Here is a 26,793-nt window from a genome sequence, read left to right as displayed (position 1 = left end):
AACAAAAAGCTCCGCACGCGGGGCTTTTTGTTTGCCTGCAAGCGCACTGCTTGGCTATTCGTCGACGCCGAGCAATTGCTTCAGGCCGTCTTCGTCCAGAACGGGCACGCCCAGCTCCTGCGCCTTGGCCAGCTTGCTGCCGGCCTCTTCGCCCGCGACGACATACGCGGTCTTTTTCGAAACCGACCCGCTCACCTTGCCGCCCGCGGCAAGGATATGGCGGGTCGCGTCATCGCGCGTCCAGTTCGGCAAGGTGCCGGTCAGCACGAAGGTCTTCCCCGTGAGCGCGCCGGTGCGCGCGCCGGCTTCGGCCGATGGCCTGACGCCCTGTTCTTCCAAGGCATGGACGATGTCCCGGTTATGCTGTTCCGCAAAGAACCGGTGGATGGACGCCGCCACCGCAGGCCCCACATCCGTCACCTCAAGCAACTGCGCCTCGGTGGCGTTCATGATGGCCTCCAGGCTGCCGAAGTGGCGTGCGACGTCGCGCGCCGTGCTTTCGCCGACATGGCGGATGCCCAAGGCGAAAAGCAGCCGCCCCAGCGTGGGCGTGCGCGCCTTATCGATTGCACGCACCAGGTTTTCCGCGGACTTCGCGCCCATGCGTTCGTAACCGGCCAGCTCTTCGGCGGTCAGGCTATAGATATCGGCCAGCGACTTCACGCGGTCGCGGTCCACCAATTGATCGACCAGCTTTTCGCCCAGGCCCTCGATGTCCAGCGCCTTGCGGCCTGCCGCATGCAGCAGGCTCTGCTTGCGTTGCGCCGCGCAGAACAGCCCGCCGGTGCAGCGGGCCACCGCCTCGCCTTCCGGCCGTTCGATCGCCGATCCGCAGACAGGGCACGCGGTCACCATGCGGAACTCGCGCGCGTCGGCGGGCCGTTTCGCCAGCACGGGGCCGACGACCTCGGGGATGACGTCGCCGGCACGCCGCACGATAACGGTGTCGCCGATGCGCACATCCTTGCGGCGCACTTCGTCCTCGTTATGCAGGGTGGCGTTGGTGACGGTGACCCCGCCGACGAACACCGGCTGCAAGCGCGCCACCGGCGTGATTGCGCCGGTGCGGCCGACCTGGACTTCGATGTCCAATAGCGTCGTGGTGGCCTCTTCGGCCGGGTACTTGTGCGCCAGCGCGAAACGGGGCGCCCGCGCCACGAAACCCAGAACCTTTTGCGCGGGCAGCGAATCGACCTTGTAGACCACCCCGTCGATGTCGTAGGGCAGCACCGGACGCAGCCCCGCCACGCGTTCGTAAAAGGCCAGCAGGCCGTCCGCGCCCTTGGCCTTGTGATTGTGCTGGGTATTGATCGGCAGCCCGAGTTCCCCGAGCCAAGCCAGCATCGCGCTATGCGCTTCGCGAGGCAAGGTGGAAACCTCGCGCTTTCCCGGCGCCGGCTCGTCGAACAGACCGGATTGCCGTCCTGCGAGTCCGTGCACTTCGCCCCACCCGTAGGCGAAGAAGCGCAGCGGCCGCTGCGCCGTGATGCGAGGATCGAGCTGGCGCAGGCTGCCCGCCGCGGCATTGCGGGGATTGACGAATACCTTGTCGCCGCGCGCGGCCTGGGCTTCGTTGAGCCGCTCGAAGTCGCGGCGGTTCATGAGCACTTCGCCGCGCACTTCCAGCACTTCGGGAGCGCCGGCCTTGAGCTGCAGCGGGATCGAACGGATGGTGCGGATGTTCGCGGTAACGTCCTCGCCCGTCTGGCCGTCGCCTCGCGTGGCGGCCTGCACCAGCTTGCCGTTTTCGTAACGCAGACTGATCGCCAGCCCGTCCAGCTTCAATTCACAGAAGTAATCCGCCTGCGCGGCGGGCCCGAGCAATCCCGCCGCGCGCAGCGTGTCCGTGACGCGCTTGTCGAACGCCCGGACCTCGTCTTCGTCAAAGGCATTGCCCAGCGACAGCATCGGCACGGCATGCGTCACGGCGCCGAACGCCGCAAGCGGCGTGGCGCCCACGCGCTGCGTCGGCGACTCCGGCGTGACGAGCTCGGGGTGCGCCTGCTCCAGCGCCATCAGGCGTCGCATCAGCGCATCGTATTCCGCGTCTGAAATGACGGGCGCGTCTTCGACGTAATACCGGTAGTTATGCTGTTCGATCTCGACCCGCAAACGCGCGATCTCTTCCTGCGCGTCGGTGTTGGGGCCGCTGGCCGGGCTCGTGGTCACGAGAACACCCGCAGCGCGCGTTCGCTGCCGGCGCGCAGGCCGGCCTGCTCCAACTGTCCGAACAAGACCTGCAGACGCTCGTCGATCACGGCGACCGACGCATCGGCCAGAGGCTTGCCCTGGTCATCCACGAGTTCGGCGCGCAGACGCTGGGCCAGCTGCCGGCCCACGTCCACCATGCGGCCGAAAGCGCGGTCGTCGGGCGGGCTGCAGGGCACATCGAGCAGCAGATTCAGGCGCTCGACGCCGGCCATGCCGGCGTCGAAAGCGGCGCCGTCCGCCCGCGTCAGCGTGAAGCGCGGCAAGCCCGTGTCGGACATCCATACCAGACGCGGACCATCGTGCACGAATCCCAGGTCGCGCGCCACGGCAAGCACTTCCGCCGCCGGCTGCGCCCCGCCGAGCAGCAGCGTCAGGCCGACCTGGGTGTCCAGAGCCGCGCACGTATCGTCCAGGCGAGCAGCCTGTTCCAGCACCGCCTGCTGGTCCGGGCCTTCGATCGCGGCGTCGAACCGCTCGCCCAAATCCTGCGCGCGCGCCCATGCCTGCGACCACTCGATGGCCGTCAACGGGCCGGAGCGGTTGGCCAACAATACGGCGATCTGCAGGGATGCGTAATGCTCGTCCGGACGCAGACGTGCGCGATGGCGCGCCTTATCCGTTTGGCCGAAAACGCGCATGGGTTTGCGTCCGGCGGCGCGCATGCTCTGCGTCACCGGCAGCAGGTCGCCGCCCCGCACGGGTTCGGCGAAGGTGACTTCGATGACGACCTCGCACGCCGGATCCGCCTCTTCGGCATCGTCGCCGTCGGCATGCGCTGGGGCATGCGCCGCTGCTTGGGCCGCGGAAGCGGAAGTCGAAGCGGCCGCAGGTCCGTTGCCCAGTCCAGGCTCTCGGCGCTGCGGCGCCCCATGTGAATTGCCGCCATGATTGCCGTGAGAACCGGCGCCATCCTGGCCGGCGGCGCCGAGCAGCGGATCGTGCTCGTTGCTTGGAAAATGCGCCTGCATCCTGCGGCGCACCCGGCGGTCCTGCCACCAGTTGAAGCCCAGAACCATCAGGATGAGCAGTACGCCCAGGACGATCAGCCCGATCTGCAAATCACTCATGTATGAATCCCGCGCCTTTGCGGCAACGCCTCTTGAAGCTAGGTTTATGCGGCCTCGGCCGCCAGCTGAACCGCCGAATCGATATCCACGGCGACGATGCGGGACACGCCCTGTTCCTGCATCGTAACCCCGACCAGTTGCTTCGCCATCTGCATGGCGATCTTGTTGTGAGAGATGAATAGGAACTGGGTTTGTTCGCTCATCGCGCTGACCAGATTGGCGTAGCGCTCGGTATTCGCATCATCCAGCGGCGCATCCACTTCGTCCAGCAGGCAGAAGGGAGCGGGATTCAACTTGAACAGCGCGAACACCAGGGCGGTCGCGGTGAGCGCCTTTTCCCCGCCCGACAGCAGATGGATGGTGCTGTTGCGCTTGCCGGGCGGCTGCGCCATCACCTGCACCCCGGCATCGAGTATCTCGTCGCCGGTCATGATCAGCTTGGCTTCGCCGCCACCGAACAGCTTCGGGAACAGCTCGCCAAAGTGGCCGTTCACCGTATTGAAGGTTTCCTGCAGCAGTTCGCGCGTCTCCCGGTCGATCTTGCGGATCGCGTCTTCCAGGGTTTCGATGGCGGTCATCAGGTCCTGCTGCTGGGAGTCCAGGAACTCCTTCCGTTCGCGCGACGTCGCGAGTTCGTCCAGCGCCGCCAGGTTCACCGAACCCAGCGCATCGATCTGGCGGGAAATCCGGGTCACTTCCGATTGCAGCCAGCTGGTGCGGCGCCATTCGTCCGGCATGGATTCCAGCGACTGCGCCAGCGCCTGGCGGTCCACCTCGCGGGCATTCAGCTGCTCGCTGAACTGCTCCTCGGCCAGCCGCGCGGCCTGTTCCTGCAACTGCAGCTCCATGATGCGCGCGCGTCGCGGCTCCAGCGATTGCTCCAGACGGATGCGGTCCTCATCGGCGCCCCGCAGCTGGGCGCCGAGGTTGTCCATCTCGATCCGCGCACGCGCCAGGGCCTCTTCGCGCTCGGCGCGCAGCTCCAGCGCGTCCTGCAAACCGGCCTGGGACGCCGATGCGTCCAGCTCGGACAGTTCGCCCTGCAACTGCTCCAGTTCCGCGCGCGCCCGCTGGCTCTGATCGGCCGCCAGCTGCTGGTTTCGCCGCAGGTCCTGGATGCGCGCTTCGATACCGCGTTGGGCGAATTCCGATTCGTGCACGCCGCGCTCGAGTTCGCGCAAACGGGCGCGAGCCGCCTCGGCCTGTGCGGCCAGGCTTTCGCCTTCGATTTCCGCATCGGCGAAACGCGACTGGTGTTCTGCCAATTCCTGGTCCAGCGTTTCGAAACGCACCTCGGCGTCTTCGCGCGCCGCGCGCAGTTCTTCTTCCTGCGCGGAAATTTCGGCCAGATCCTCGCGCAGGCGGGCGCCGCGTTCCCCCGATTGTTCCGCCTGCTGCTGCAGCCGGGAATACTCCAATTGGATGTCGTGCACCCGGCGGGTGAGCTCGGCGACGCGCTGACGCGCGGGCACGAGGGCCTGCGACACCTGCTGCCACGCGGCCTCGCTGCGCGCGACGGCGGCACGGCTCTGATCGGCGATGAGCTGCTGCGCCTTGAGTTCGCGCTGCAGGTTCTCGATTTCCTGCTGGCGCGCCAGCATGCCGGCCTGTTCGGAATCGGCCGCATAGAACCGCACGCTGTGGGCGTCCACCAGGTGTCCGCCCTTCACGACGTAGGCGCCGCCCGGCGGCAGTGCCGCGCGCTCGGCCAGCGCCTGGCCCAGACTGTCGGCAACGTAGATATCGCGCAGCCAGTCGTTCATCAGGGTCCGCAGGTCCGCGTCCGTGATGCGCAGCAGCGCCGTCAGCGGTTGCAGGCCCGGCGCGGCCGCCGGCGCGGGGGCCGCGGGCGGAAGCTGATAGAACGCCAATCGCGCCGGCGGCGCATCGTCGGCGAAGGCCTTGGCCCAGTCCAGGCTGCGCACTTCCAGCGCCGCCATGCGTTCGCGCAGGGCCGCCTCGAGCGCGTTTTCCCAGCCGGCCTCGATATGCAGCTTCTGCCACAGGCGCGCCATGCCGGCCAGCTCGTGCTTCGCCAGCCACGGTTCCAGCGCGCCCTGCTTCTGTACGTCTTCCTGCAGCTTGACCAGCGCCGCCAGGCGGGCTTCCAGGCGGGCGACGGTTTGCGCTTCCTGTTGCGCCGCCGCCTGGGCGCGGCCGCGTTCCGCATCCGCTTCGGGCAGGCGGGCTTCCAGCGACGCCAGTTCTTCCTGGGCGGCATCCAGCTGTTCCTGCCCCGCCGCCAGCGCGCCGGCCAATTCCTCCAGGCGCGCCGGATCCGGCGTCTGCAGATCGCGCATTTCCTGCTGCACACGCTCGCGGCGCTGCTCCAGCGCCTGCAACTGCCGGTCGGCATCGCGCTGGCTCTGGGCCACCAGGGCCAGCTCCTGTTCGACACGGGCCAGCGCGCTGCGCATGCCGTCGCGGCCCTGGGCCGCCTCGCGCACCCTGGCTTCGACCGAGGGCAGCGATGCCTGCGCATCTTCGGCCATTGCGCGCGCTTCCTGGGCGCGTTCTCCGGCAACGGCCAGGTCTTCCTCGGCCTGGGCGATCTGCTCGGCGCAATGCGTCTGCTGCGCCTCCCATTCCTCGATCTGCTGGCGCAGTTGTTCGCGCCGCGCCTGCAGCCGGTTGCGTGATTCCACCACGTGGCGGATTTCAGCCTCGAGCCGGCTGACCTGCGCGTTCGCCTCGTAAAGCAGGCCCTGGGCGGCATGCACCTGGTCGCTGGCCGCATAATGGGCCTGCCGCCGCGATTCCAGCGCGGCTTCGCCCGCGCGCAATTCGGCGATCGCGGCTTCCAGCTCGTTCTGCGCCTTTTCGATTTCCTGCGCTTTCTTCTGACGCTCCTCGCGCGCGCCGGATTCCTTCAAGAACCAGAGCGCATGCTGCTTGCGCTCGCCGTCGGCCTGCAGCTCGCGGTATTCGCGCGCCACTTCGGCCTGGGCCTCCAGTTTTTCGAGCTGGCTATTGAGTTCGCGCAGGATGTCCTCGACCCGCGTCAGGTTTTCGCGCGTATCCGACAGGCGGTTTTCGGTTTCCCGGCGCCTTTCCTTGTAGCGCGAGACGCCGGCCGCCTCTTCCAGAAACACCCGCAGTTCTTCGGGGCGCGCCTCGATCAGGCGGTTGATCATGCCCTGGCCGATGATGGCGTAACCGCGCGCGCCCAGCCCGGTGCCGAGGAAGATATCGTGGATATCGCGGCGGCGCACCTGCTGGTTGTTGATGAAATAGCTGCTCGTGCCGTCGCGCGTGAGCACGCGGCGCACCGAGATTTCGGAATACGTGCTCCACTGCCCGGCGGCGCGGCCTTCGCTGTTGTCGAAGACCATTTCCACCGAGGCGCGCGCAGCCGGCTTGCGGTTGCCGGATCCGTTGAAGATCACGTCCTGCATGGACTCGCCGCGCAGCTCCGAGGCCTTGGCCTCGCCCAGGACCCAGCGAACCGCGTCGATGATGTTCGATTTGCCGCAGCCGTTGGGGCCCACGACGCCGACCAGCTGGCTCGGGACCGGGATGACCGTGGGATCGACGAACGACTTGAAGCCGGCGAGTTTTATCTGGGTGAGACGCACAGTATCTGTTTGACGGACCGGAGAGTTGAACGAGGCGTTGAACGGACCTGCCGCCCGCATGGCAAATCGGCCCCGCAGGGCCGATATCCATGGGCCGGCCCAGCGGGCACCGGCCTTTTTTTCGGGGCTTATGATACCCCACCGCCCGCCGGTCCCGCATGCGGCTCGCCTTTGCGGCGCGCCATTCCGGCACGCGCTGCCCGGCCATGGCGGCGCCGCCGCGCGGCAAACTTCGCGGCGCTGCCCCGCCATAGGGCAAATCCGAGGCGACCTGCCCTGCGCGGACGCTATACTCGCTGACAATTTTTCGGGACTGGGGCTATCCAGACCGCGGCCGCTGCCGGATACTGACCCGGCAACGTGAATGGGGACATGTCTTTGAAACGAGGTTTTTATCTGGTCATGGCCGCGCAGGCCCTTTCCTCGCTGGCGGATAATGCCCTTTTCATCGCTGCGATTGCCCTGATCCAGGAACTGCATGGGCCCGATTGGATGGCGCCAATCATGAAATGGTCGTTCGCGCTGGCCTATGTGCTTCTGGCGGCTTTCGTAGGCGCCGTGGCCGACTCCTACCCCAAGGGCCGCGTGATGTTCGCCACCAATGCGCTGAAGGTGGCGGGCTGTCTGCTCATGTTCTCCTATGCAAGCCTGGGCCTGCCGCACACGGGGCAAACCTATCTGATCTGCGTCGCATATGCGCTGGTCGGCGTGGGCGCCGCGGCCTACTCGCCGGCGAAGTACGGCATCGTCACCGAAATGCTGCCGCCCGAACTGCTCGTCAAGGGCAATAGCTGGATCGAAGGTCTGACCGTCATTTCAATCATCCTCGGCACCGTGCTTGGCGGCGCGCTCATATCGCCGGAGATTTCACAGATCATCCTGAGCCACCCCGTGAGCGGCAGACTGGTGCGCACGCCCGCCGAGGCCGCCATCCTCGTCATCGCGGGCGTATATCTGCTGGCCTCGGTGTGCAACCTGCTCATTCCGCACACCCACGTGCGATATCCGCCCCAGCAAAAGAACCCCATCCGTTTGATCCGGACGTTCGGCGGCTATGTCCGCGTCCTATGGAAAGACAAACTCGGCCAGATCTCGCTGGCCGTGACCACGCTGTTCTGGGGCGCCGGCGCCACGCTGCAACTGATCGTGATCGAATGGGGCCGCAGCCAGCTGGGATACCGGCTGGACCAGGCGTCGATTCTGATGGGCGTGGCGGCGGTGGGCACTGTGATCGGGTCCATCCTGGCCGGCCGGATTCCGCTGCGCAAGGCGCTGAGCGTGCTTCCAGTGGGCGCCGCGATGGGCCTGGTGGTGCTGCTGATGCCATTGGTGCACGCGACCTGGAGCGTGTACCTGCTGCTGCTGATCGTCGGCGGCCTGGCCGGGTTTTTCGTGGTGCCGATGAACGCGCTGTTGCAGCACCGCGGCCACGTGCTGCTATCAGCGGGCCACTCCATCGCCGTGCAGAATTTCAATGAGCAGCTCAACATCCTGCTCATGGTCGCCATCTATACCGTGCTGCTGTGGCTGCAATTGCCCATCGGCATCGTCATCGTGATCTTCGGCTCCATCGTTGCGATCCTGATGCTGATCTTCATGCGCTGGAGCCACCGCAATCTGCAATCGCGGCCCGAGCTGCTGTCGCAGATTGGCCAGGAAGGCCACGGGCAGGCGCTGGAAGGCCGCGTCCACTGAGCCGCCGCACCGCGTGCGGCGCGCGCTAGAGATTCAGAGCGAGCCGCAGGTCCTGCCAGGCGCGCGCTTTTTCCGCTGGACTGCGCAATAGATACGCGGGGTGGTAGCTCACCACAACCGGAATGTCCCGGCCGTCGGTTTTCAAGATATGGACTCGGCCACGCAGCCCGGAGATGGCCGCGTCGGTCCCCAACAAAGTCTGCGCTGCGAAGCGGCCCAGCACCAGGATACGTTCGGGTTTCAACAAGGCAATCTGCCGCATCAGGTAGGGACTGCACGCGGCGATCTCCTCCGGCTTCGGATTGCGGTTGCCGGGCGGGCGGCACTTGATCACGTTGGCGATATAGACGTCGCGCTCGCGGCTCATGCCGACGGCGGCCAGCATGGCATCCAGCAATTGCCCAGAACGGCCGACGAACGGCAAACCCTGCCGGTCCTCCTGCTCCCCTGGGGCTTCGCCGACCACCAGCCATCGCACCTGCTCGGGCGCCGGCCCCATGCCGAACACCGCCTGCCGCCTGCCGCGGCACAGCCCGCAGGCCGTACACGCCGCTACGCAGCCGCGCAAGGTTTCCATGTCCATGGCGGCCAAAGCTTCGGGCGTGGGCGCGGGCTGCGCTGGCGCGGCCGGGTCCTTCGCGGATGGCGCCACAGGGCTGGCAGGCCGGACGGGCCGTGATGGGGCGGCAATCTTGCCCGGCGACGCTACGGGCGTGTCCGCGGCGGGCGCCGGGCCGTTCGCCCGGGCCTGCGGCATCGCGACGCCCGCCGGCCCGGCCGGGCCGGCCGACACGCTCCGCGTATCCTGCTCGAGGGATGAGGCGCCTGGCGGCACGCCCCCGGCATCCCGCACGGCTGTCGGCGCCGCGGCCGGCGCCGGTTGAACCTGTCGCGAGGACGGTGATGCAGGGACCGTCAGGGGGCCGCGTGCGGGCGTCGCATCGGCAGGCTGACCCGATTCCTGCCGCAGCCAGATCTTCTCCATGCCCAGCTCGCGCAGCCAGGCGCGCTGGAGCGGATTCAGGCGGGGTGCTCCAGGCATCGCCGACAGATCAGCCATGGCCGTCCCCAACGCCGGGGATGGCCTTCTGCATCACCATCGCGTCCTCCCGCTTGCCGCGTCCCGCAGGGTAATAGCCCCGCCGCACGCCGACGTGCAGGAAGCCGTGACGTTCGTAGAAGGCGATAGCGCCTACGTTGGAAGGCCGGACTTCCAGCAGCAGCCCGGCAATGCCGCGTTGACGCGTCCGTTCGACGCACCAGGCAATCAGACGCGAACCCAGACCCTGGCGATGCGCCCGTTTGTCCACGGCGATAACCAGCAGGTGCGAGACGTCGGGGGCATGCATAAGGATGCAGAACCCCAGCACCTGGCCGGCACGCCGCAACACGCACGTATCGTAGCCAGCCGCCAGCGCGTCGGCGAAATTGCGGCGCGTCCAGGGGAATGCCTGGACGGAAGCCTCGATACGAGCCATTTCGTCCAGATCCTGGGCCGTCATGGGCGCCATTTCCACCGGCAAGCCCTCCGTATCGGCCGCAGCGGCATGCGGCGGAAGAAGCAAAGCGCCCCCCGAGGAAGCGTCGGCCGAGGCGGGGGCGACGGACGGGGCGGTGTTCGGCGCGGCGGGATTCGCCCGGGCGCCGGCCGATGCATGGAGCGCGGACGGCGCCTTCGGGTTGCCGCCCTGTCCGGCCAGCCGTTCCGCCGTCGTGTAGGCGACGCGATCGCGCACGTAAAGCGGCGCCGCGTTCTCCGGCGGCACGCCTTCGCCGCGCTTCCAGGCCTCCAAGGCCAGACGGGCCACGTCGCGGGCATGCGGACGCTGTGCGTCGTAGCGGGTCCAATCGGCGCTGGGCACCATCAAGGCGGCGTAACTTTCCCAGGCATCACCAGCCAGCACCGGCTCCAACACCAGTCCCGTGCGCTCGCGCCATAGCGGCAAGTGACCCTCGACCCACGGCACGGCTTCGGCCGCGGCGATCAGCATGGGCGCCGCCAGCACTTCCCAGGGGGTGTTGTCGGCTGCGCCTTGCGTGCGGCGGTAAACCGCCAGGTAGACCTCCGACATGCGGGCGTCCAGCGCCACCACGATGGCCTGCTCCGGCCGGGCCGGCACCTGGGCCGCCACGGCCAGATGCGAGACGATCGGCACCACTGGCAAGCCATGCGCCATCGCGATGCCCTGGGCCACGCCGCACGCCACTCGCAAGCCGGTAAACGCGCCGGGTCCCTGGCCGAAAGCGACGGCCTTCAGATCGCCCGGGCCAAGAGCGGCATCGCGCAGCAAGTCCCGCGCCATCGGCAACAGGCGCTCGGCGTGTTCCTGCGCGCCATCGTGCTCGAGCGCCGAGATGGACAGGCCGCCGGGACCGTCCCGCAACAGCGCCACACTGCACCGCGAGGACGAGGTTTCAAGCGCCAAAAGAGTGGAAGTCATAGGCCGGAATTGTACGTAATACCAAAGACTTGCCCTCGCTTGTAAGGGGGATTTCAACCATCTCGCCCAATGTGTAATATCTTGTGAACGCCCACTAGTCCGCCGTTCCGGGCACTGTTACATTTCCGGCCATGAATACTCAAAACACCACTCCGACGCGCAAAGTCCTCGTTGTCGATGACGACCCCCGCCTGCGCGATCTGCTGCGGCGATATCTATCGGAACAGGGCTTCAACGTCTTCGTCGCGGAAGACGCCAAGGAAATGGGCAAGCTCTGGCAGCGCGAGCATTTCGACCTGCTGGTGCTGGACCTGATGCTGCCCGGCGAAGACGGCCTTTCCATCTGCCGTCGCCTCCGGGGTGGGCACGACAATACGCCTATTATCATGCTGACGGCCAAGGCCGAGGAAATCGATCGCATCGTGGGCCTGGAAATGGGCGCGGACGATTACCTTTCCAAGCCGTTCAACCCGCGCGAGCTGCTTGCGCGCATCAATGCCATCCTGCGCCGCCGCGGCACGGAAGAACACCCGGGCGCCCCGAGCCAGGAAAACGAGTCCATCGCCTTCGGGCCTTACGTCCTGAACCTTTCCACGCGCACCCTCACGCGCAACAATGAACAGGTTCCCATCACCACGGGCGAATTTTCGGTCCTGAAGGTTTTCGCCCGCCACCCCAAGATTCCGCTGTCGCGCGACAAGCTCATGGAACTGGCGCGCGGCCGGGAATACGAAGCGTTCGACCGCAGCCTGGACGTACAGATCTCGCGCCTGCGCAAACTCATCGAACCGAATCCCTCCAAGCCGGTCTTCATCCAGACGGTATGGGGCCTGGGCTACGTATTCGTACCGGACGGTGGCAGCTGAAACCTGATCGTTCCCGGGGCAGGAACGCCGCAACATGCTCCGTTTTCGCAGCACGCTCAAATCCATGACGTCGCGGATACGTCTGGGCCTGTTCGGCCGTACGTTTCTGCTTCTCGCGGCCTTGATGCTCGTCAGCCTGGGCGCCTGGCTGCAGGTCTTCTTCAGCATGGAGCTGGGCCCGCGCGCCAACCAGATGGCGCAGCGCGTCATCACGGCGGTCAACATCACGCGCACGGCGCTCGTCTACGCGCAGGCGGACGAGCGCAGCAAGCTGCTGCTCGACCTTGCGACGAACGAAGGCATCCAGGTCTACCCGCGCGAACTGACGGATTTCGCCGAGCCGCTTCCCAACGACGACTATTGGCAGCGCGTGGCCGACCATATCCGCAGCCGCTTCGGCCCGGATACGCAGATCGCGTGGGGCGTCAACCAGGTACCCGGGTTCTGGGTCAGCTTCCGCATCGATAACGACCTGTACTGGCTGGTGTTCGAACGCGAGCAGATCGGATTGACCGGGGGCATCGAATGGCTGGGCTGGGGCGCCACCGCCCTGCTGCTTTCGCTCGTGGGGGCCGCGGTCAGCGTCGGCTTCGTGAACCGGCCGCTGTCGCGGCTGGCGCGCGCCGCCCAGGTGCTGTCGCGCGGGGAGACGCCCGCGCCACTGCCGGAAAACGGCCCCCTCGAAATCCGCGACCTCAACGCTTCATTCAACCGCATGGCCAGGGACATCCGCCAGACCGAGGCGGATCGGGAGCTGATGCTGGCCGGCATTTCGCATGACCTGCGCACGCCGCTGGCCCGCATGCGGCTGGAAATCGAAATGAGCGGGGTGTCCGAAGATGCGCGGCAGGCCATCGATGACGACCTTGCCCAGATCGACCACAGCATCGGACAGTTGATGGAGTATGCACGGCCGGCCGGGACCTTGCCGCAAATGGCCACGGATGTGTCCAGCGTACTCAGCGAGCTGCTCGAGCGCGAGCGCAGCCACACGGCGTCGACCGGGGGCGAAATCGAAGCGTCGATCACGCCGGGTCTGCGCGCCCGCATCACCGCACTGGACCTGAAGCGCATCGTCAGCAACCTGCTGGAGAACGCCCGCCGCTATGGCCGCTCGGGCGACGGGCAGGCGCATCTGTACATGGCGGTGCAATCCGAGGGCAATATCATCGCCATCGAGGTTTCGGATCGCGGCCCCGGGATTGCGGCGGACGACGTCGACCGCCTGCTGCGCCCGTTCTCGCGGGGCGAGGCCGCCCGTACGGGCGTCAGCGGCGCGGGGCTGGGACTGGCGATCGTGGAACGGCTTCTCAAGCACGTGGGTGGAACGCTGAAAATGCTGCCGCGGCCCGGCGGGGGCCTGACGGCCAGGATAGAGTTGCCCAAAGCCCGACTTAGAAATTATCAATTAGACAGCGAATCTTAATAGCGTAAAATTTAGTTCTGAGTTTCATCACCCCAAACGCATAGGAGTCCACATGAAAACTGTTGGCGACAAACTCGAGCCCTTCAAGGTCATCGGCGTCAAGCCCGGCTTCAACCACCACGAAGAAAACGGCGTCTCTGCGTTCGAAGACATCACCGAGAGCTCGTTCCCTGGCAAGTGGAAGGTGATCTACTTCTACCCGAAGGACTTTACCTTCGTGTGCCCCACCGAAATCGTCGGCTTCAACGCGCTGGCCAAGGAATTCGAAGACCGTGACGCCGTGCTGCTGGGCGGCTCCGTGGACAACGAATTCGTCAAGCTGGCCTGGCGCCGTGAGCACCCGGACCTGAACAAGCTGGGTCACTATCAGTTCGGCGACACCACTGGCTCGCTGGTCGACCAGCTGGGCATCCGTGAAAAGGGCGCCGGCGTGGCGCTGCGCGCGACCTTCATCGTCGATCCCGACAACGTCATCCAGCACGTGTCGGTGAACAACCTGAACGTCGGCCGCAACCCCGAGGAAATCCTGCGTCTGCTCGACGGCCTGCAAACCGACGAGCTCTGCCCCTGCAACCGTAAGGTCGGCGGCGAAACGCTGTAATTTCCCCAGCCCGGTTCGCCGGGCTTTTGCTGCTTCACGTTATAGGTAAAAACTATGGAATTCATCCAAGCCATTAAGGAAGCGGTGCCGGACTGGGCGAAAGACATCCGGCTGAACCTGGACGGCGTAATCGCGCGGTCCACGCTGCCCGCCGAAGACGCGGTGGGCGCGGCGCTGGCGGCGGCGTTCGCTTCGCGCAGCCCCATGCTGATCGAAGCCTTCAAGAAGGGACTGTCGGAAACCGACGCCAACGCGGCGCTGACGGCTGCGGCCCTCATGGGCATGAACAACGTCTGGTATCCGTATGTGGAAATGGCGGACGACGCGCAGCTGAAAAGCCTGCCTGCCCAATTGCGCATGAACGCGTACGCCACCAGCGGCGGCGTCGAGAAAAAACGCTTCGAGCTGTTCGCGCTGGCGGCGTCCATCGTGGGCAAATGCCACTTCTGCGTGCAGTCGCACTACGCCCTCCTGAAGAAGGAAGGCTACACGGTCGAACAATTGCGCGACGTGGGCCGTATCGCGTCGGTGGTCAACGCCGCTGCGCTGGTCCTGACCGCGCAAGGCAAGTAACCGCGACGAAGGCGCGCTTCGCGCTCGTCGGTCGAAGGCTCGCGCGATGCGCGAGCTTTTTTCGCTTGCGCGGCCCCGGTAGCGCCGCCGCGGCATGCGCCGAAGACGGCTGCGATCAGGCGTCCGCCGCTTCGGCGCGGTACAGGAGGGCGGCTACCGTGGCAGCGATGCCTTCCTTGCGCCCGAGATAACCCAGCCCTTCGTTGGTCTTGGCCTTGATATTGACCGCGTCCTCCTCCAGGCCGAGGTCGGCGCTGATATTGCGCACCATCGCAGCGGCGTGGGGGCCGATCTTGGGCGCCTGCGCGTGCACCGTGGCGTCGATGTTGACGACCATCCACCCAGCCGCCCTCACCTTGGCCGCCGCGTCGCGCAGCAGCACGCGGCTGTCGGCGCCGCGATAGGCAGGATCGGTATCGGGAAAGTGGCGCCCGATATCGCCCAGGCCTGCGCCTCCCAGGATGGCGTCGGTGATCGCATGCAGCAGCACATCGGCATCGGAATGCCCCTGCAGCCCATGGGTGTGCGGTATGGTGACGCCGCCGATGATCAGCGGGCGTCCGGTCACCAGGGCGTGGACGTCGAAGCCCTGTCCAACGCGGAACGGGATTTTCACAGCCATTTCTCCATCAAGGCGAAGTCCTCGGGCCAGGTGACTTTGAAGTTGCGCATGGCCCCCGGCACCAGCAGCGGCGCATGGCCGGCCGCCTCGATGGCGGATGCCTCGTCGGTGACTTCGACGCCCCGCAGGGCCGCGTCGCGCAGCGCGCGCAGCAGCACGCCCGCCCGGAACATCTGCGGCGTCTGCGCCAGCCACAATGCCTGGCGGTCCACCGTCTTCGCCACCCTTGCCGTACCGGCCTTTACGGTATCGCGCACCGGCAAGGCAAGCAGCCCGCCTACCGCGTCGTCCAGACAGGCATCGATCAATCGCGCCAGGGCTTCGAGCGTCAGACCCGGCCGCGCTGCATCGTGGACCAATACCCAGGCATCGTCCGCCACGCCGCTATCGGACAGCGCATTTGCCACGGTCTCGGCGCGCGTGGCGCCGCCGCACGCGCGCCACACGGTGCGCGGCAGCCCGGCAAGCGCGTCATCGACGCGGCGGTCGCCCGGGGAAACCGCCACGCGGACCTGGGCGATGCGCGGGTCGGCGAGCAGCGCGAGCACGGCGTGCCGCAGCATCGGCTGCCCGGCCAGGAGCCGGTATTGCTTGGGGAGGCCGCTGGCGTCCCCCGTTTGCGCGCGGGCGCCGGCGCCGGCCGCGGGAACGATCGCGATAAGAGAGGCGGACATAAGCCGGTGATTTTATAATCTTCCTTCTCATGCCTGCTGCCTTCCCTCCCACATCCACGGCGCCGCTGGTCCCGTCGACCGATTCCATCCTGGCGGCGTTGAAACCCGGCTCCCGCTATACGCAACCTCGCCCTCCCGGTTCGGGGGATGCCTGGCTACTGGCCGACCTGGCTCGCCGCGCCGGCCGCCCGCTGCTCGTGCTGACGGCCGATCCCCTGGAAGCCCAGCGCCTGACCGATGAAATCCATCTGTTCGCGCCGGACCTGCGCGTGCGCCAGCTGCCCGATTGGGAAACGCTGCCCTACGACGCGTTTTCGCCGCATCACGATCTGATCTCCGAGCGGCTCAAAACGCTGGACGCGCTGATGCGGCGGTCCGTGGACGTGCTGACCGTGCCGGTGACCACGGCGCTCTACCGCCTGGCGCCGCCGGCGTTCATGGCGGCCTACACGTTCTCGTTCAAGCAGCGCGACAAGCTCGACGAAGCGGCCTTGCGCGCGCAACTGACGCTGGCCAACTACACCCATGTCACGCAGGTGACCGCGCCTGGCGAGTTCTGTCTGCGCGGCGGCCTGATCGACCTCTTTCCCATGGGGTCCGCGGTGCCCTACCGCCTGGATCTGTTCGACGACGAGATCGAGTCGATCCGCGCCTTCGACGTGGATACGCAGCGCAGCATGTACCCGGTCAACGAGGTCCAGCTGTTGCCGGGGCGCGAGTTCCCCATGGACGAGGAGGCGCGCAACCGCTTCCGGGCGCGCTTTCGCGAAATCTTCGAAGGCGACCCGTCGCGCGCCGTCCCGTACCGCGACATCGGCAATGGCATTGCGTTTGCCGGCGTGGAGTACTACCTGCCGCTGTTCTTCGAGCAGACGGCCACCCTCTTCGATTACCTGGATTCGTCGACCATCGCCGTCACCCTCGGCGACATCGACGAAGCCATGCGCCGCTTCGGCCAGGACACATCCAGCCGCTACGAATTCCTGAAGAGCGACCGCGAGCGTCCGGTGCTGCCCCCCTCGGCGCTGTTCCTGGATGGCGAATCGCTGTTTGCCCATCTCAAGGATTTCGAGCGGCTGGCATTCACGGCCGAGCGCGCGCATCCGGACATCGGCCCGGCGCCCGACGTTGCGGTGCTGCGGCGCGCCGACGACCCGGTGGCGCGGCTGCGCGCGGTCATGGACAGCGGCAAGTGGCGGGTCCTGCTTTGCGCCGATTCCGCGGGACGACGCGAGACGCTGGCGCAGATGCTTACCGAGTTCGGCCTCGCGCCCGACGCGGAGCCGGCGTCCATCGAAGATTTCCGCACGTCGCCCTTGCGCCTGGCTCTGCTGGCCGCACCGTTGACCTCAGGCTTCAGCCTGCCCGGCGAAGGCATCGCATTCATCACCGAAAACGACCTGTACCCCGGCCAGGCCGCAGTCAGCCGACGCGGACGCCGCGAGCAGGAACGCGCCAGCAACGTCGAGGCGATGGTCCGCGACTTGTCGGAGCTGCGCGAGGGCGATCCCGTCGTGCATGCGCAGCACGGCATCGGGCGCTACCACGGTCTGGTCAACATGGACATGGGCGAAGGCGAGATGGAGTTCCTGCATCTCCAGTACGCCAACGGCAGCACCCTGTACGTCCCGGTTTCGCAGTTGCACGTCATCGCCCGGTATAGCGGCGCCGATCCGGAATCCGCGCCGCTGCATCAGCTGGGGTCGGGCCAGTGGGACAAGGCGCGCCGCAAGGCGGCCAAGCAGGTGCGCGATACCGCCGCGGAGCTGCTGGACCTGTACGCGAAGCGCGCCGCGCGCGAAGGGTATTCCTTCAAACTGCCTTTGAATGACTACGAGGCATTCGCGGAGGGCTTCGGTTTCGAGGAAACCGCGGATCAGGCGGCCGCCATCCAGGCCGTCATCCTGGACATGACTTCCGGCAAGCCCATGGACCGGCTGGTCTGCGGCGACGTTGGCTTCGGCAAGACCGAGGTTGCCCTGCGCGCGGCCTTTTTGGCGGTGGCCAACGGCAAGCAGGTCGCGCTGTTGTGTCCGACGACGCTGCTCGCCGAGCAGCATGCGCAGACCTTCGCCGACCGCTTCGCGGATTGGCCGGTGCGCGTGGTGGAGCTTTCGCGTTTCCGCTCGGCGAAGGAAGTCGCCGCGGCCATCCAGGGCATCAAGGATGGCAGTGTCGATATCGTCATCGGCACGCACAAAATCCTGTCCAAGGACGTCCGGTTCAAACAGCTTGGACTCGTCATCATCGATGAAGAGCACCGTTTCGGCGTGCGGCAAAAGGAAGCGCTGAAGGCCTTGCGCGCGGAAGTGGACGTGCTGACGCTCACAGCGACGCCGATTCCGCGCACGCTGGGCATGTCGCTGGAAGGCATCCGCGACTTCTCCGTCATCGCCACCGCCCCGCAGAAGCGGCTGGCCATCAAGACCTTCGTCCGGCGCGAGGACGGCAGCACGATACGCGAAGCCCTGCTGCGCGAGCTCAAGCGCGGCGGCCAGGCCTATTTCCTGCACAACGAGGTGGAAACCATCCACAACCGGCGCGCGCGGCTGGAAGAACTGGTGCCCGAGGCCCGCATCGCGGTGGCGCACGGGCAGATGGGCGAACGCGAGCTGGAGCAGGTGATGAAGGGCTTCTACCAGCAGCGCTTCAACGTCCTGCTCTGTACGACCATCATCGAGACCGGCATCGACGTCCCCACGGCCAACACCATCGTCATCCACCGGGCGGACCGCTTTGGGCTGGCGCAGCTTCATCAGCTGCGCGGCCGCGTGGGCCGTTCCCATCACCAGGCCTACGCCTACCTGCTCACGCCGGGTGAGGACGCCATCACATCCAACGCCAAGAAGCGGCTCGAAGCCATCCAGGCCATGGAAGAACTGGGCTCCGGCTTCTACCTGGCCATGCACGATCTGGAGATCCGCGGCACCGGCGAGGTGCTGGGCGAATCGCAATCGGGCAACATCCAGGAAGTAGGCTTCTCCATGTACACGGACATGCTGAACGAAGCCGTCCGCGCCCTGAAGGCAGGGGAAGAACCGGATCTGGAAGCGCCGTTCGGGCAGGCCAGCGAGGTCAACCTGCACGCGCCGGCGCTGCTGCCCGCCGACTACTGCGCCGACGTGCACGCCCGCCTGGCGGTGTACAAGCGCCTGGCGCACGCCGCGGGCGAAGACGACCTGATCCGTATCCAGGAAGAACTGATCGACCGCTTTGGCAAGATGCCGGAACCGGCGCAGACCCTGTTGGCCTCCCATCGGCTGCGCCTGGCGGCGCAGGCGCTGGGCATCGTGAAGATCGACGCCAGCGAAAACCAGGCCCTGCTGCAGTTCGGGCCCAAGCCCCCGATCGACCCCATGCGCATCATCGAGCTCGTACAGAAGCAGCGCCATATCAAACTGGCCGGCCAGGACAAGCTGCGGGTGGAGATCAAGGGACAGCAGATTCCGGCCCGCGTGGAAGCCGTGCGGGCCGTCCTGCGCGCACTGGCCTGAGCGATCAACCCAACTCCTCTTTCACCGGACCCTTATCCGACATGACCGCCCACCATCTCGTCATCCAGTCCCCCGCGCTAGGCGCCGACCATTGCGAGCAGGCCGCAGCCCTCTCGCAGGCTCAGGGGCTGCAACGCCTGAGCGCAACCGCGGCGCGGCTGCTGGACGTGCAGCACGACGAGGACACGCGGCGCGAAGTGCGGCAGTGGTGCGAAACGGCCGGCATCGACTATGCATTCATGCCCAAGGGCAGCGCCCTGAAGCAATGCAAGGTGCTCGCCATGGACATGGATTCCACGCTGATCAACATCGAATGCATCGATGAGATCGCCGACATCGCGGGAGTCAAGGACAAGGTCGCAGCGATCACCGAAGCCGCCATGCGCGGCGAAATTACCGATTTCGCCGAAAGCCTGCGGCGGCGCGTGGCCCTGCTGGCCGGCCTGCCGGCGGACGCGCTGGAACGCGTCTACCGCGAACGGCTGCGCCTGAACCCCGGCGCCGAAGCGCTGATCTCCACGGCGCGCGACGCCGGCATCAAGGTGCTGCTCGTCTCCGGCGGTTTCACGTTCTTCACCGAACGCCTGCGCGAACGCCTAGGCCTGGACGAAGCGCACGCCAACGTGCTTGACATCCAGGACGGCGTCCTGACCGGACGCGTCCAGGGCGAGATCATCGACGCGGCAGGCAAGGCCGAACGCCTGCGGGCCTTCGCCCAGCGGCACGGCGCATCCCCGGAGCAAATCATCGCCATGGGCGACGGCGCAAACGACCTGAAAATGCTGGGCCTGGCCGGCTATTCGGTCGCCTACCACGCCAAACCCGTCGTGCGCGAGCAAACCCGCTTCGCCCTCAACGTCTCCGGCCTGGACGGCGTCCTGAACTGGTTCGAACACTGAGCCCCCACCGCGGATCGCCTTCGCCATCCGCGCAGTTGCCGCCGGGTGCGCACCTGGTATTCGCGCCAGGAAACCAGCGTCACTACACGGCGAAGTCCGTACACCTACGTCGCCCTCTTAGGGAAAGCGGGTCGGCGCTTCGGCGGCAAGCCCGCCCCCCCCCATGAAAACAGATCCCCCAGACCCGGGACGCGGTGGATCCGGCTCCGCCGGTCCACCCGCGTCGCCCCCTTGAGGGGGAAGCGCGCCAGCGCTTCGGGGGTGGGCTGTCCCTCACGCGCCAGCGCTTCGGGGGTGGGCTGTCCCTCACGCGCCAGCGCTTCGGGGGTGGGTTAATACTTCACATTCAGCGATAGGATCGCCGCACGTCCGGTGCCGAGCTGCGCGTAGTGCGCGGCATAGGCCTTGGTGTAGTACGTCTCATCGAAGATGTTCACGACGTTCAACTGGGCGGTCAGATGCTCGTTGAACTCGTAGGCCGCCATCGCGTCGAAACGCCAGTACGAAGGCACATACCGCACCTTGGGCGTGCCGTCGGGGTTATACGACTTGTCGGAATTGCCGTACACCTTGGACACGTAGTACGCCCCGCCGCCCACCGTCAGCTTGGGCATGAGGCGGTACGTCGTCCACAGGCTGAAGGTATTGCGGGGCGTATTCGGCAGTTCCTCGCCCACGGCGCCGCTGTTGTAGGCGCCTTCCTGCAGCTCGCTGTCCATGAAGGCGTAGCCGCCGTAGACGTTCCACTTCGGCGTAATGCTGCCGGCGAAGCCGAGCTCGATGCCACGCACTCGCGCCCGTCCCACCTGCTCCGTTTCATTGGCCGACACCGCCACGCTGGTGTTCTTGCGGATGTCCTGGAAAGCCGCGGCGCTGAGGGTCAGGCGATCGTCCAGCACCTGCCACTTGGTGCCCACCTCGACGGTGCGGCTGCGTTCCGGCTCCAGCGAACTGGTGGTCGTGGTCAGCGCATCGGAAACGGCGCTCGACGAGATCGCCGACGGCGTGGAAGAGGTTCCGTACGTCACGTAGAACGTACCGTTTTCGACTGGCTTGTACGCCAGACCGACCTGGTAGTTCCACATGTTGTCGGTGCGGCGCAATGCCCCAGTGGCGCCGGAAACGTTCGTTGCCGTGGTGTCGTAACGGTCCCAGCGCAGGCCGCCACTTACCTGCCAGTGCCTGTTCAGTTCGACGGTATCGAAGCCGTAGATGCTGATCAGGTCGGTGTTGTACCGCGCGGGGTTGCCATTGCGCGAGAGCGACCCGGGGTAATAGGTATGCGGGTCCGGATCGTACAGCGAGGTGCACAGGGCCGGATTGTTCACCGCGTTGCGCGGCAGCGTGCAAGCCGTGGGCGCGCTGGCGATGTTCTGCGTATAGCCGTCCTTGTCCTGCTTGATGTTCGTGTACTCCACGCCCACGTCGAAGGAATGCTTCAGGCTGCCGGTATTGAAGCTGCCGCTCAGGTCGGTCTGGTTGGTGAAGGTCTCGGTGTTGTAGTAGCCGGCCTTCAGCGCGCGATAGACCAGGTCGCGATTGACGTTGCCGGCGCTGTCGTCCGGGTTGGTCGCGGCGTAGTCCGTCACCGCCGTCCCGTAACGCGTGACGTTGCGCAGGGTCAGCTTGTCGTTGAAGTCGTGCTGGATGTCCAGCGTCCCCACATCGTTGCGGGTCTTCATGAAGTCGCGCCCGTTCAGGCCGTAGAACGTCGAGCGCTTCACACCCTTGCTTTCCGTGACCGGCTCGCCGGTGCGCGGGTCGTAGGGCATCGAGAAGTCCGGCATGCTGTCATCCTGATAGTGGAAGTAGCTTGCCGTGATGCGCGTGGATGTGCCCAACCCCACGGTCAGCGAGGGCGCGATGCCGAAGCGTTTGAAATCCACCACGCTGTCCCGGCCCGGCACGTCGCCCGTGGCGCCCATCACGTTCAACCGGAACGCCGCCTTGTCGCTCAACTGGAAATTGCCGTCAGCGCTGGCGCGGTAGTTGTTGTCGGTTCCGATTTGCACCTGGCCCGAGGCGGCATTGCCCAGGTGAGGCGTCTTGGTCACCAGGTTGATGCTGCCGCCGGCGCCGCCACGGCCAGAGTACACCGAATCCGGTCCCTTGATGATCTCCACCTGCTCGATGTTGAAGGTATCGCGAATCTGCAGACTGGGGTCGAGCACACCGTCCACGAAGATGCTGTTGGCGGAGTTCTGGCCCCGGATGATGGGCAGATCCGCACCCGGGCGGCCGCCCTCGCCCGCGCCGAACGTGATTCCGGGTGAATTGCGCAGCACATCCTGCAGCGAATTGGCCACCTGATCCTGAATCACCTGCTGCGGCACCACCTGCACCGTGCGCGGGGTATCCAGCAATGGCGCCGTGAACTTCGGCGATTCCGACGTGGTCGCCTGGTATGGGGAGGCCTCGCCTTCTACCCGCACTGGCGCGAGCTCCGTGACGCCGGCGGCATTCTGTGCGGATGCGTACGGCGAAAGAAACAGGGCCGGTGTCGCCAAGGCGGCGGCCAGGGACTGCGTAAGCGTATTCAGGGAATACGAGTCGTGCTCCTTCAAGGCGCTTCTCCAGCGAATGTAAATGACAACGATTCTTGTTTTCGAATTCGTTTCGCATCATAGACAATTTAGAAGCCTTGAACAATCTTTATTAATCTTTCGCAGAGATTGTGGTGAGGTGGCGGCGGCTATAGTGTTGATTCTTAACGAAGTCCCTATATCGCACCGGGTGTTGCGCGGAATTGTTCGGTGTTGCATCGCGGGCACGCCGGCGCGACCGGACGCCTGCCGGAACCCCGCCGCACGCTCGCGACCGCAAGCTGGCGACGGCAAGTTCGCGTACGTGGTTGGGACATGGCAGTGAACAGGCGGAGGCGCGCCGGGGAGGAACGATGCGATGGCTGAAGTTGGGGCGCCTGTGGGCGTTGCGTGCCCGGCAGGACGCAATGACCTTGTGGTTTGCCCTGCGCCACCCCGCGACGCCCTGGTACGCCAAGGGCCTGGCGATATTGGTCGTGGCCTATGCCCTGAGCCCGATCGACCTCATTCCGGACTTCATTCCGGTGCTGGGCCTGCTGGACGACCTGGTGCTGGTGCCGGTGCTGATGTGGGCCGCCTTGCGGATGTTGCCCCGCCCCGTGCGCGAGGAAAGCGCGCAGCGTGCGCAGGCGTGGTCCGCGCGCAAGCTGGCCCGGCCGCGCAGCCGGGCGGGCGCGGTGTTCGTCGTGGCGGTATGGATTGCGATCGCCGCGATCGCGCTTTGGCTGCTATGGGCGGTTATTCATCCAACCGCGCCGGGCGGCGGCGCTTGAGCAGATAGCGGATGACAAAGCCGGGATAGGCGAGGACCAGGAAAAGACAGAGGGCGATGACATAGAACTCCCAACTTTGGGAGAACCGGTTGCCCAGCGCGGATTCGAAGGCGAAGCCCAGGCCGCCGACGATGAAATAGAAAACCAGGAGTTCGATCAGCCGCAGCCAGAACGGCTTGGCGGCCGGGGCGCCGTCCTTGCGCCACACGATGACTGCGAATACCCGTTCGTTCACGAACGGCAGGTTCGCGCAGACCAGGGCCAACGCGATCAATAGCCAGACGGCAAGGGTTTGACTCATCGGCCCACGGTTAGCACTGGATGTGGCGCGCGATGGCGCGCCACACCGGGATGGTTACAGGCCCAGCGAGGTCTGGACCGCACGCACGCACGCCGCCATCAGGCCGCCGGGCAGCAGGCCCAGCAGCAGCAGCAAGGCGCCATTCAGCGACATCAGGCCACGCTGCGCAAACGATGCCGTGACCGGATGCGTATCGCCAACCGGGTCGTCGAAATACACGACCTTGACCACGCGCAGATAGTAGAACGCGCCGATCAGCGAGAACAGAACCGCCAGGACCGCGATGGTGACGTGACCGCTCTGCACCAGCGGCTGGAGCACGGCCAGCTTGGCGTAGAAGCCCACCGTGGGCGGCAAGCCGGTCAGGGACACCATGAGCAGCAGAACGATGAATGCGTGCCAGGGGCTGCGGCGGTTCAGGCCCTTCAGGTCGTCGATGCGATCGCACTCGAAGCCGTCGCGCGCCAGCAGCAGGACCATGCCGAAGCTGCCCAGCGTGGTCAGCACGTAGGTGACCATATAGAACAGCGCCGAACCGTAGGCCGCGGCGCCGGTCTGGCCGCCCGCCGCGCCGGACGCCAAGCCCAACAGCACGAAGCCCATGTGCGAAATCGTCGAATAGGCCAGCATGCGCTTGAAGTTGCTCTGCGCGATGGCCGTGATATTGCCGACGGCCAGCGACACCACGGCCAGGATCAGCAGCATGGGCTGCCAATCGGCGGCCAGCGTATGCATGGCTTCGATCAGCACGCGCAGCGTGATCGCGAAGGCTGCCAGCTTGGGCGCGGCGCCCAGCAGCAGCGTGATCGCGGTCGGCGCGCCGTGGTAGACGTCTGGCACCCACATGTGGAAAGGGGCCGCGCCCAGCTTGAATGCCAGACCGGCAACGATGAAGACCACGCCGAGCACCAGGGCCAGGTTCTGCGCCTTGCCGGCGGCGATGGTTTCGGCGATCTGCGCCAGATCCAGATGGCCCGTCGCGCCGTAGATCATCGACATGCCGTACAACAGGAAGCCCGAGGCAAGCGCGCCCAGCACGAAGTACTTCATCGCCGCTTCGGTGGCGGTGGTGTTGTCGCGGCGCAGGGCGATCAGGGCATACAGCGACAGGGACATCAGCTCCAGGCCCAGGTACACCGTTATCAGGTTGCCGGCCGAAATCATCACCATCTGGCCCAGCAGGCCGAACAGCGCCAGCACGTACATCTCGCCGCCGCGCAGCATATCGCGCGACTGGGAATAGATGCGGCCATACACCAAGGTCACGAACACCGCGATATACGACGCGATCTTGAGCAGGTGCGCCAGATCGTCGGCCACGTACAGGCCGCCGAACGCCCTGCCCTGCACGCCGTCGTTCCACTGGACCAGCGAAACGACGGTCAGGAGCACCAGGGTGCCCTGCGTGAGCAGATAGCTGAGCTTGCGCGTGGGATGCGTGCTGACGGCATCGATCAGCAGGATGGCTGCGCCCAGAATCAGCAGCAGGATCTCCGGTGTCGCCAGCGCGAAATCAGTTGAAGAATGCATCATTGTCTTGGCTTACAGTTTGGAGATGGCAACGTGTTGCATCAGGGCCTCGACCGACGCATGCATCACATCGGTGAAGGGCTTGGGATAGATACCCATGTACAGCACGGCGATCGCCATCACGCCCAGGATCAGGAATTCGCGGCGGTTGATGTCCGTCAGCGCCCGCACATGGTCGTTGGCGATCTCGCCGAAGGCGACGCGCTTGACCATCCACAGCGAATAGGACGCGCCCAGGATCAGCGCCGTGGCGGCCGCCAGGCCGATCCAGAAGTTGTGCTGCACGGCTCCCATGATCACCATGAACTCGCCCACGAAGCCGCTGGTGGCGGGCAGGCCGCTGTTGGCCATCGAGAACAGCACGAAGAAGGTGACGAAGCGCGGCATGGTGTTGACCACGCCGCCATAGTCGGCGATGCGCCGGCTATGCACGCGGTCGTACAGAACGCCGATGCACATGAACATCGCGCCCGACACGAAGCCGTGCGAAATCATCTGCACGATGGCGCCTTCCACGCCGGCCGTGTTGAACAGGAAGAAGCCCAGCGTGACGAAGCCCATGTGGGCCACGGACGAATAGGCCACCAGTTTCTTCATGTCGTCCTGGACGATGGCCACCAGACCGATGTAGATCACGGCGATCAGCGACAGCGCGATGATCAGTCCCGCCAGGCTGTGCGAGGCGTCCGGCGCGATCGGCAGCGAGAACCGCAGGAACCCGTAGGCGCCGAGCTTCAGCATGATGGCGGCCAGCACAATGGAACCGCCGGTGGGCGCTTCGACGTGGGCGTCGGGCAGCCAGGTGTGCACCGGCCACATCGGCACCTTGACGGCGAACGCGGCCAGCATGGCAAGGAAGATCAGCAACTGCGGCGTCATGCCGAGCTTGAGCTGTTGCCACTGCAGGATGTCGAAGGACCCGCCCGACACGTTCCACAGGTAGATGAAGGCGATCAGCGTCAGCAGCGAACCGAGCAAGGTGTACAGGAAGAACTTGAACGCGGCATACACGCGGTTCGGACCGCCCCAGACGCCGACGATGATGTACATCGGAATCAGGGTCGCCTCGAAGAACACGTAGAACAGCAGCCCGTCCAGCGCCACGAACACGCCGATCATCAGCCCGGACAGGATCAGGAAGGCCGCCATGTATTGCGCCACACGGCTGGTGATCACTTCCCAGCCGGCCAGCACCACGATGATCGTGACGAAGGCCGTCAGCAGGACGAACCACAGCGAGATCCCGTCCACCCCAAGGTGGTAGTTGACGTTGAAAGTGCTGATCCAGGGCACGTTCTCGACGAACTGCATGTTCGCCGTGGAGGCGTCGAAGCCCGTGTAGAGCGGAATCGTCACCAGCAGCCCCGCCACCGCGCCGATGAGCGAGAGCCACAGCGTCAGGCCGCGCCGGTTGTCGCCGCCGAGGGCGAGCACCAGAAGGCCGAAAACAATGGGAACAAAGACCGCGAGGGTAAGCCAGGGAAAAGTTTGGGATGCCATCT

At 66.0% G+C, this 26,793-nt stretch carries 19 protein-coding genes; 8 read left to right on the top strand and 11 right to left on the bottom strand.

Annotation, left to right across the window (positions count from 1 at the left end; all coding sequences use genetic code 11):
* Positions 1-54: 54 nt before the first annotated feature.
* The 3 genes from ligA to smc are packed head-to-tail and all read right to left on the bottom strand — an operon-like array spanning position 55 to position 6,853.
* Positions 55-2,169 (bottom strand): NAD-dependent DNA ligase LigA, encoded by a 2,115-nt coding sequence (gene ligA, locus CAL13_RS06310; RefSeq protein WP_086071850.1) that lies wholly within the window; start codon positions 2,167-2,169, stop codon positions 55-57.
* A complete protein-coding gene (locus CAL13_RS06305) occupies positions 2,166-3,278 on the bottom strand; it encodes a cell division protein ZipA C-terminal FtsZ-binding domain-containing protein (protein ID WP_086071849.1) in 1,113 nt (370 codons plus the stop codon). Before CAL13_RS06305 ends, ligA begins: the two co-directional genes overlap by 4 nt.
* Before the next feature lie 44 nt (positions 3,279-3,322).
* Positions 3,323-6,853 (bottom strand): chromosome segregation protein SMC, encoded by a 3,531-nt coding sequence (smc, locus tag CAL13_RS06300; protein ID WP_198297925.1) that lies wholly within the window; start codon positions 6,851-6,853, stop codon positions 3,323-3,325.
* Positions 6,854-7,231: 378 nt separating this feature from the next.
* Here smc and lplT point away from each other — a divergent pair, with 378 nt between their 5' ends.
* Positions 7,232-8,548, top strand: a complete 1,317-nt coding sequence (gene lplT, locus CAL13_RS06295) for a lysophospholipid transporter LplT (RefSeq protein ID WP_086073537.1) — start codon at positions 7,232-7,234, stop codon at positions 8,546-8,548.
* A gap of 25 nt (positions 8,549-8,573) precedes the next feature.
* Here lplT and CAL13_RS06290 read toward each other — a convergent pair whose 3' ends face one another.
* On the bottom strand, positions 8,574-9,608 hold the full coding sequence (locus CAL13_RS06290; protein WP_232467781.1) for a uracil-DNA glycosylase family protein: 1,035 nt from the start codon (positions 9,606-9,608) through the stop codon (positions 8,574-8,576).
* The gene (gene tsaB / locus CAL13_RS06285) at positions 9,601-10,989 is read right to left on the bottom strand and encodes a tRNA (adenosine(37)-N6)-threonylcarbamoyltransferase complex dimerization subunit type 1 TsaB (RefSeq protein ID WP_086071847.1); all 1,389 of its coding nucleotides are present in this window, start codon (positions 10,987-10,989) and stop codon (positions 9,601-9,603) included. The genes CAL13_RS06290 and tsaB overlap by 8 nt, the downstream gene beginning before the upstream one ends.
* A gap of 131 nt (positions 10,990-11,120) precedes the next feature.
* Here tsaB and risA point away from each other — a divergent pair, with 131 nt between their 5' ends.
* From risA to CAL13_RS06265, 4 genes are read left to right on the top strand one after another with little or no spacing between them, the layout of a single operon-like run.
* Positions 11,121-11,855 carry a response regulator transcription factor RisA gene (risA, locus tag CAL13_RS06280; protein ID WP_066639002.1) on the top strand — a complete coding sequence of 245 codons (735 nt, stop codon included), beginning with the start codon at positions 11,121-11,123 and terminating at the stop codon, positions 11,853-11,855.
* Positions 11,856-11,889: 34 nt separating this feature from the next.
* A complete protein-coding gene (gene risS / locus CAL13_RS06275; protein ID WP_086056646.1) occupies positions 11,890-13,281 on the top strand; it encodes a sensor histidine kinase RisS in 1,392 nt (463 codons plus the stop codon).
* A 52-nt stretch (positions 13,282-13,333) separates the two neighbouring features.
* Positions 13,334-13,882, top strand: coding sequence for a peroxiredoxin (locus CAL13_RS06270; protein WP_086056645.1), 549 nt, complete (start codon positions 13,334-13,336; stop codon positions 13,880-13,882).
* A 54-nt stretch (positions 13,883-13,936) separates the two neighbouring features.
* On the top strand, positions 13,937-14,455 hold the full coding sequence (locus CAL13_RS06265; RefSeq protein WP_086056644.1) for a carboxymuconolactone decarboxylase family protein: 519 nt from the start codon (positions 13,937-13,939) through the stop codon (positions 14,453-14,455).
* 115 nt (positions 14,456-14,570) lie between these two features.
* Here CAL13_RS06265 and ispF read toward each other — a convergent pair whose 3' ends face one another.
* Positions 14,571-15,071 carry a 2-C-methyl-D-erythritol 2,4-cyclodiphosphate synthase gene (gene ispF / locus CAL13_RS06260; protein ID WP_086073535.1) on the bottom strand — a complete coding sequence of 167 codons (501 nt, stop codon included), beginning with the start codon at positions 15,069-15,071 and terminating at the stop codon, positions 14,571-14,573.
* Complete coding sequence (gene ispD, locus CAL13_RS06255) at positions 15,068-15,751, bottom strand: 2-C-methyl-D-erythritol 4-phosphate cytidylyltransferase (protein ID WP_086071846.1); 684 nt, start codon at positions 15,749-15,751, stop codon at positions 15,068-15,070. Before ispD ends, ispF begins: the two co-directional genes overlap by 4 nt.
* A gap of 29 nt (positions 15,752-15,780) precedes the next feature.
* Here ispD and mfd point away from each other — a divergent pair, with 29 nt between their 5' ends.
* Both mfd and serB read left to right on the top strand, forming a co-directional pair.
* The gene (mfd, locus tag CAL13_RS06250) at positions 15,781-19,245 is read left to right on the top strand and encodes a transcription-repair coupling factor (protein ID WP_086071845.1); all 3,465 of its coding nucleotides are present in this window, start codon (positions 15,781-15,783) and stop codon (positions 19,243-19,245) included.
* Between the two features lie 41 nt (positions 19,246-19,286).
* On the top strand, positions 19,287-20,144 hold the full coding sequence (serB, locus tag CAL13_RS06245) for a phosphoserine phosphatase SerB (protein WP_086071844.1): 858 nt from the start codon (positions 19,287-19,289) through the stop codon (positions 20,142-20,144).
* A 332-nt stretch (positions 20,145-20,476) separates the two neighbouring features.
* Here serB and CAL13_RS06240 read toward each other — a convergent pair whose 3' ends face one another.
* Positions 20,477-22,708 carry a TonB-dependent receptor gene (locus tag CAL13_RS06240; protein ID WP_086071843.1) on the bottom strand — a complete coding sequence of 744 codons (2,232 nt, stop codon included), beginning with the start codon at positions 22,706-22,708 and terminating at the stop codon, positions 20,477-20,479.
* A 332-nt stretch (positions 22,709-23,040) separates the two neighbouring features.
* On the opposite strand from CAL13_RS06240, the gene CAL13_RS06235 reads away from it, so the two are divergent.
* Entirely contained in the window at positions 23,041-23,460 is a 420-nt protein-coding gene (locus tag CAL13_RS06235; RefSeq protein WP_086056639.1) for a YkvA family protein, read from the top strand.
* Here the strand turns inward: CAL13_RS06235 and CAL13_RS06230 are convergent.
* The 3 genes from CAL13_RS06230 to CAL13_RS06220 are packed head-to-tail and all read right to left on the bottom strand — an operon-like array spanning position 23,426 to position 26,791.
* Entirely contained in the window at positions 23,426-23,761 is a 336-nt protein-coding gene (locus CAL13_RS06230; protein ID WP_086056638.1) for a DUF2818 family protein, read from the bottom strand. The two genes, CAL13_RS06235 and CAL13_RS06230, sit on opposite strands and share 35 nt — an antisense overlap.
* A gap of 54 nt (positions 23,762-23,815) precedes the next feature.
* Positions 23,816-25,294, bottom strand: coding sequence for an NADH-quinone oxidoreductase subunit NuoN (nuoN, locus tag CAL13_RS06225; protein WP_086056637.1), 1,479 nt, complete (start codon positions 25,292-25,294; stop codon positions 23,816-23,818).
* A 9-nt stretch (positions 25,295-25,303) separates the two neighbouring features.
* Positions 25,304-26,791 (bottom strand): NADH-quinone oxidoreductase subunit M, encoded by a 1,488-nt coding sequence (locus CAL13_RS06220; RefSeq protein ID WP_198297924.1) that lies wholly within the window; start codon positions 26,789-26,791, stop codon positions 25,304-25,306.
* Between the last annotated feature and the right edge of the window lie 2 nt (positions 26,792-26,793).

The sequence above is a fragment of the Bordetella genomosp. 9 genome (assembly GCF_002119725.1).
In the GTDB taxonomy this organism is placed as follows: domain Bacteria; phylum Pseudomonadota; class Gammaproteobacteria; order Burkholderiales; family Burkholderiaceae_B; genus Bordetella_C.
The sequence above is the reverse complement of the archived record's forward strand: the minus strand, read 5'-3'. Positions and strand labels throughout refer to the sequence as shown.

What these genes read in the sequence shown, in the direction of transcription:
- CAL13_RS06220 (WP_198297924.1), bottom strand. Translation starts at nt 26,791, where the DNA reads ATGGCATCCCAAACTTTTCCCTGGCTTACCCTCGCGGTCTTTGTTCCC.
- risA (WP_066639002.1), top strand. Translation starts at nt 11,121, where the DNA reads ATGAATACTCAAAACACCACTCCGACGCGCAAAGTCCTCGTTGTCGAT.
- CAL13_RS06305 (WP_086071849.1), bottom strand. Translation starts at nt 3,278, where the DNA reads ATGAGTGATTTGCAGATCGGGCTGATCGTCCTGGGCGTACTGCTCATC.
- CAL13_RS06270 (WP_086056645.1), top strand. Translation starts at nt 13,334, where the DNA reads ATGAAAACTGTTGGCGACAAACTCGAGCCCTTCAAGGTCATCGGCGTC.
- tsaB (WP_086071847.1), bottom strand. Translation starts at nt 10,989, where the DNA reads ATGACTTCCACTCTTTTGGCGCTTGAAACCTCGTCCTCGCGGTGCAGT.
- CAL13_RS06265 (WP_086056644.1), top strand. Translation starts at nt 13,937, where the DNA reads ATGGAATTCATCCAAGCCATTAAGGAAGCGGTGCCGGACTGGGCGAAA.
- CAL13_RS06230 (WP_086056638.1), bottom strand. Translation starts at nt 23,761, where the DNA reads ATGAGTCAAACCCTTGCCGTCTGGCTATTGATCGCGTTGGCCCTGGTC.
- serB (WP_086071844.1), top strand. Translation starts at nt 19,287, where the DNA reads ATGACCGCCCACCATCTCGTCATCCAGTCCCCCGCGCTAGGCGCCGAC.
- risS (WP_086056646.1), top strand. Translation starts at nt 11,890, where the DNA reads ATGCTCCGTTTTCGCAGCACGCTCAAATCCATGACGTCGCGGATACGT.
- CAL13_RS06290 (WP_232467781.1), bottom strand. Translation starts at nt 9,608, where the DNA reads ATGGCTGATCTGTCGGCGATGCCTGGAGCACCCCGCCTGAATCCGCTC.
- mfd (WP_086071845.1), top strand. Translation starts at nt 15,781, where the DNA reads ATGCCTGCTGCCTTCCCTCCCACATCCACGGCGCCGCTGGTCCCGTCG.
- ispD (WP_086071846.1), bottom strand. Translation starts at nt 15,751, where the DNA reads ATGTCCGCCTCTCTTATCGCGATCGTTCCCGCGGCCGGCGCCGGCGCC.
- CAL13_RS06235 (WP_086056639.1), top strand. Translation starts at nt 23,041, where the DNA reads ATGCGATGGCTGAAGTTGGGGCGCCTGTGGGCGTTGCGTGCCCGGCAG.
- nuoN (WP_086056637.1), bottom strand. Translation starts at nt 25,294, where the DNA reads ATGATGCATTCTTCAACTGATTTCGCGCTGGCGACACCGGAGATCCTG.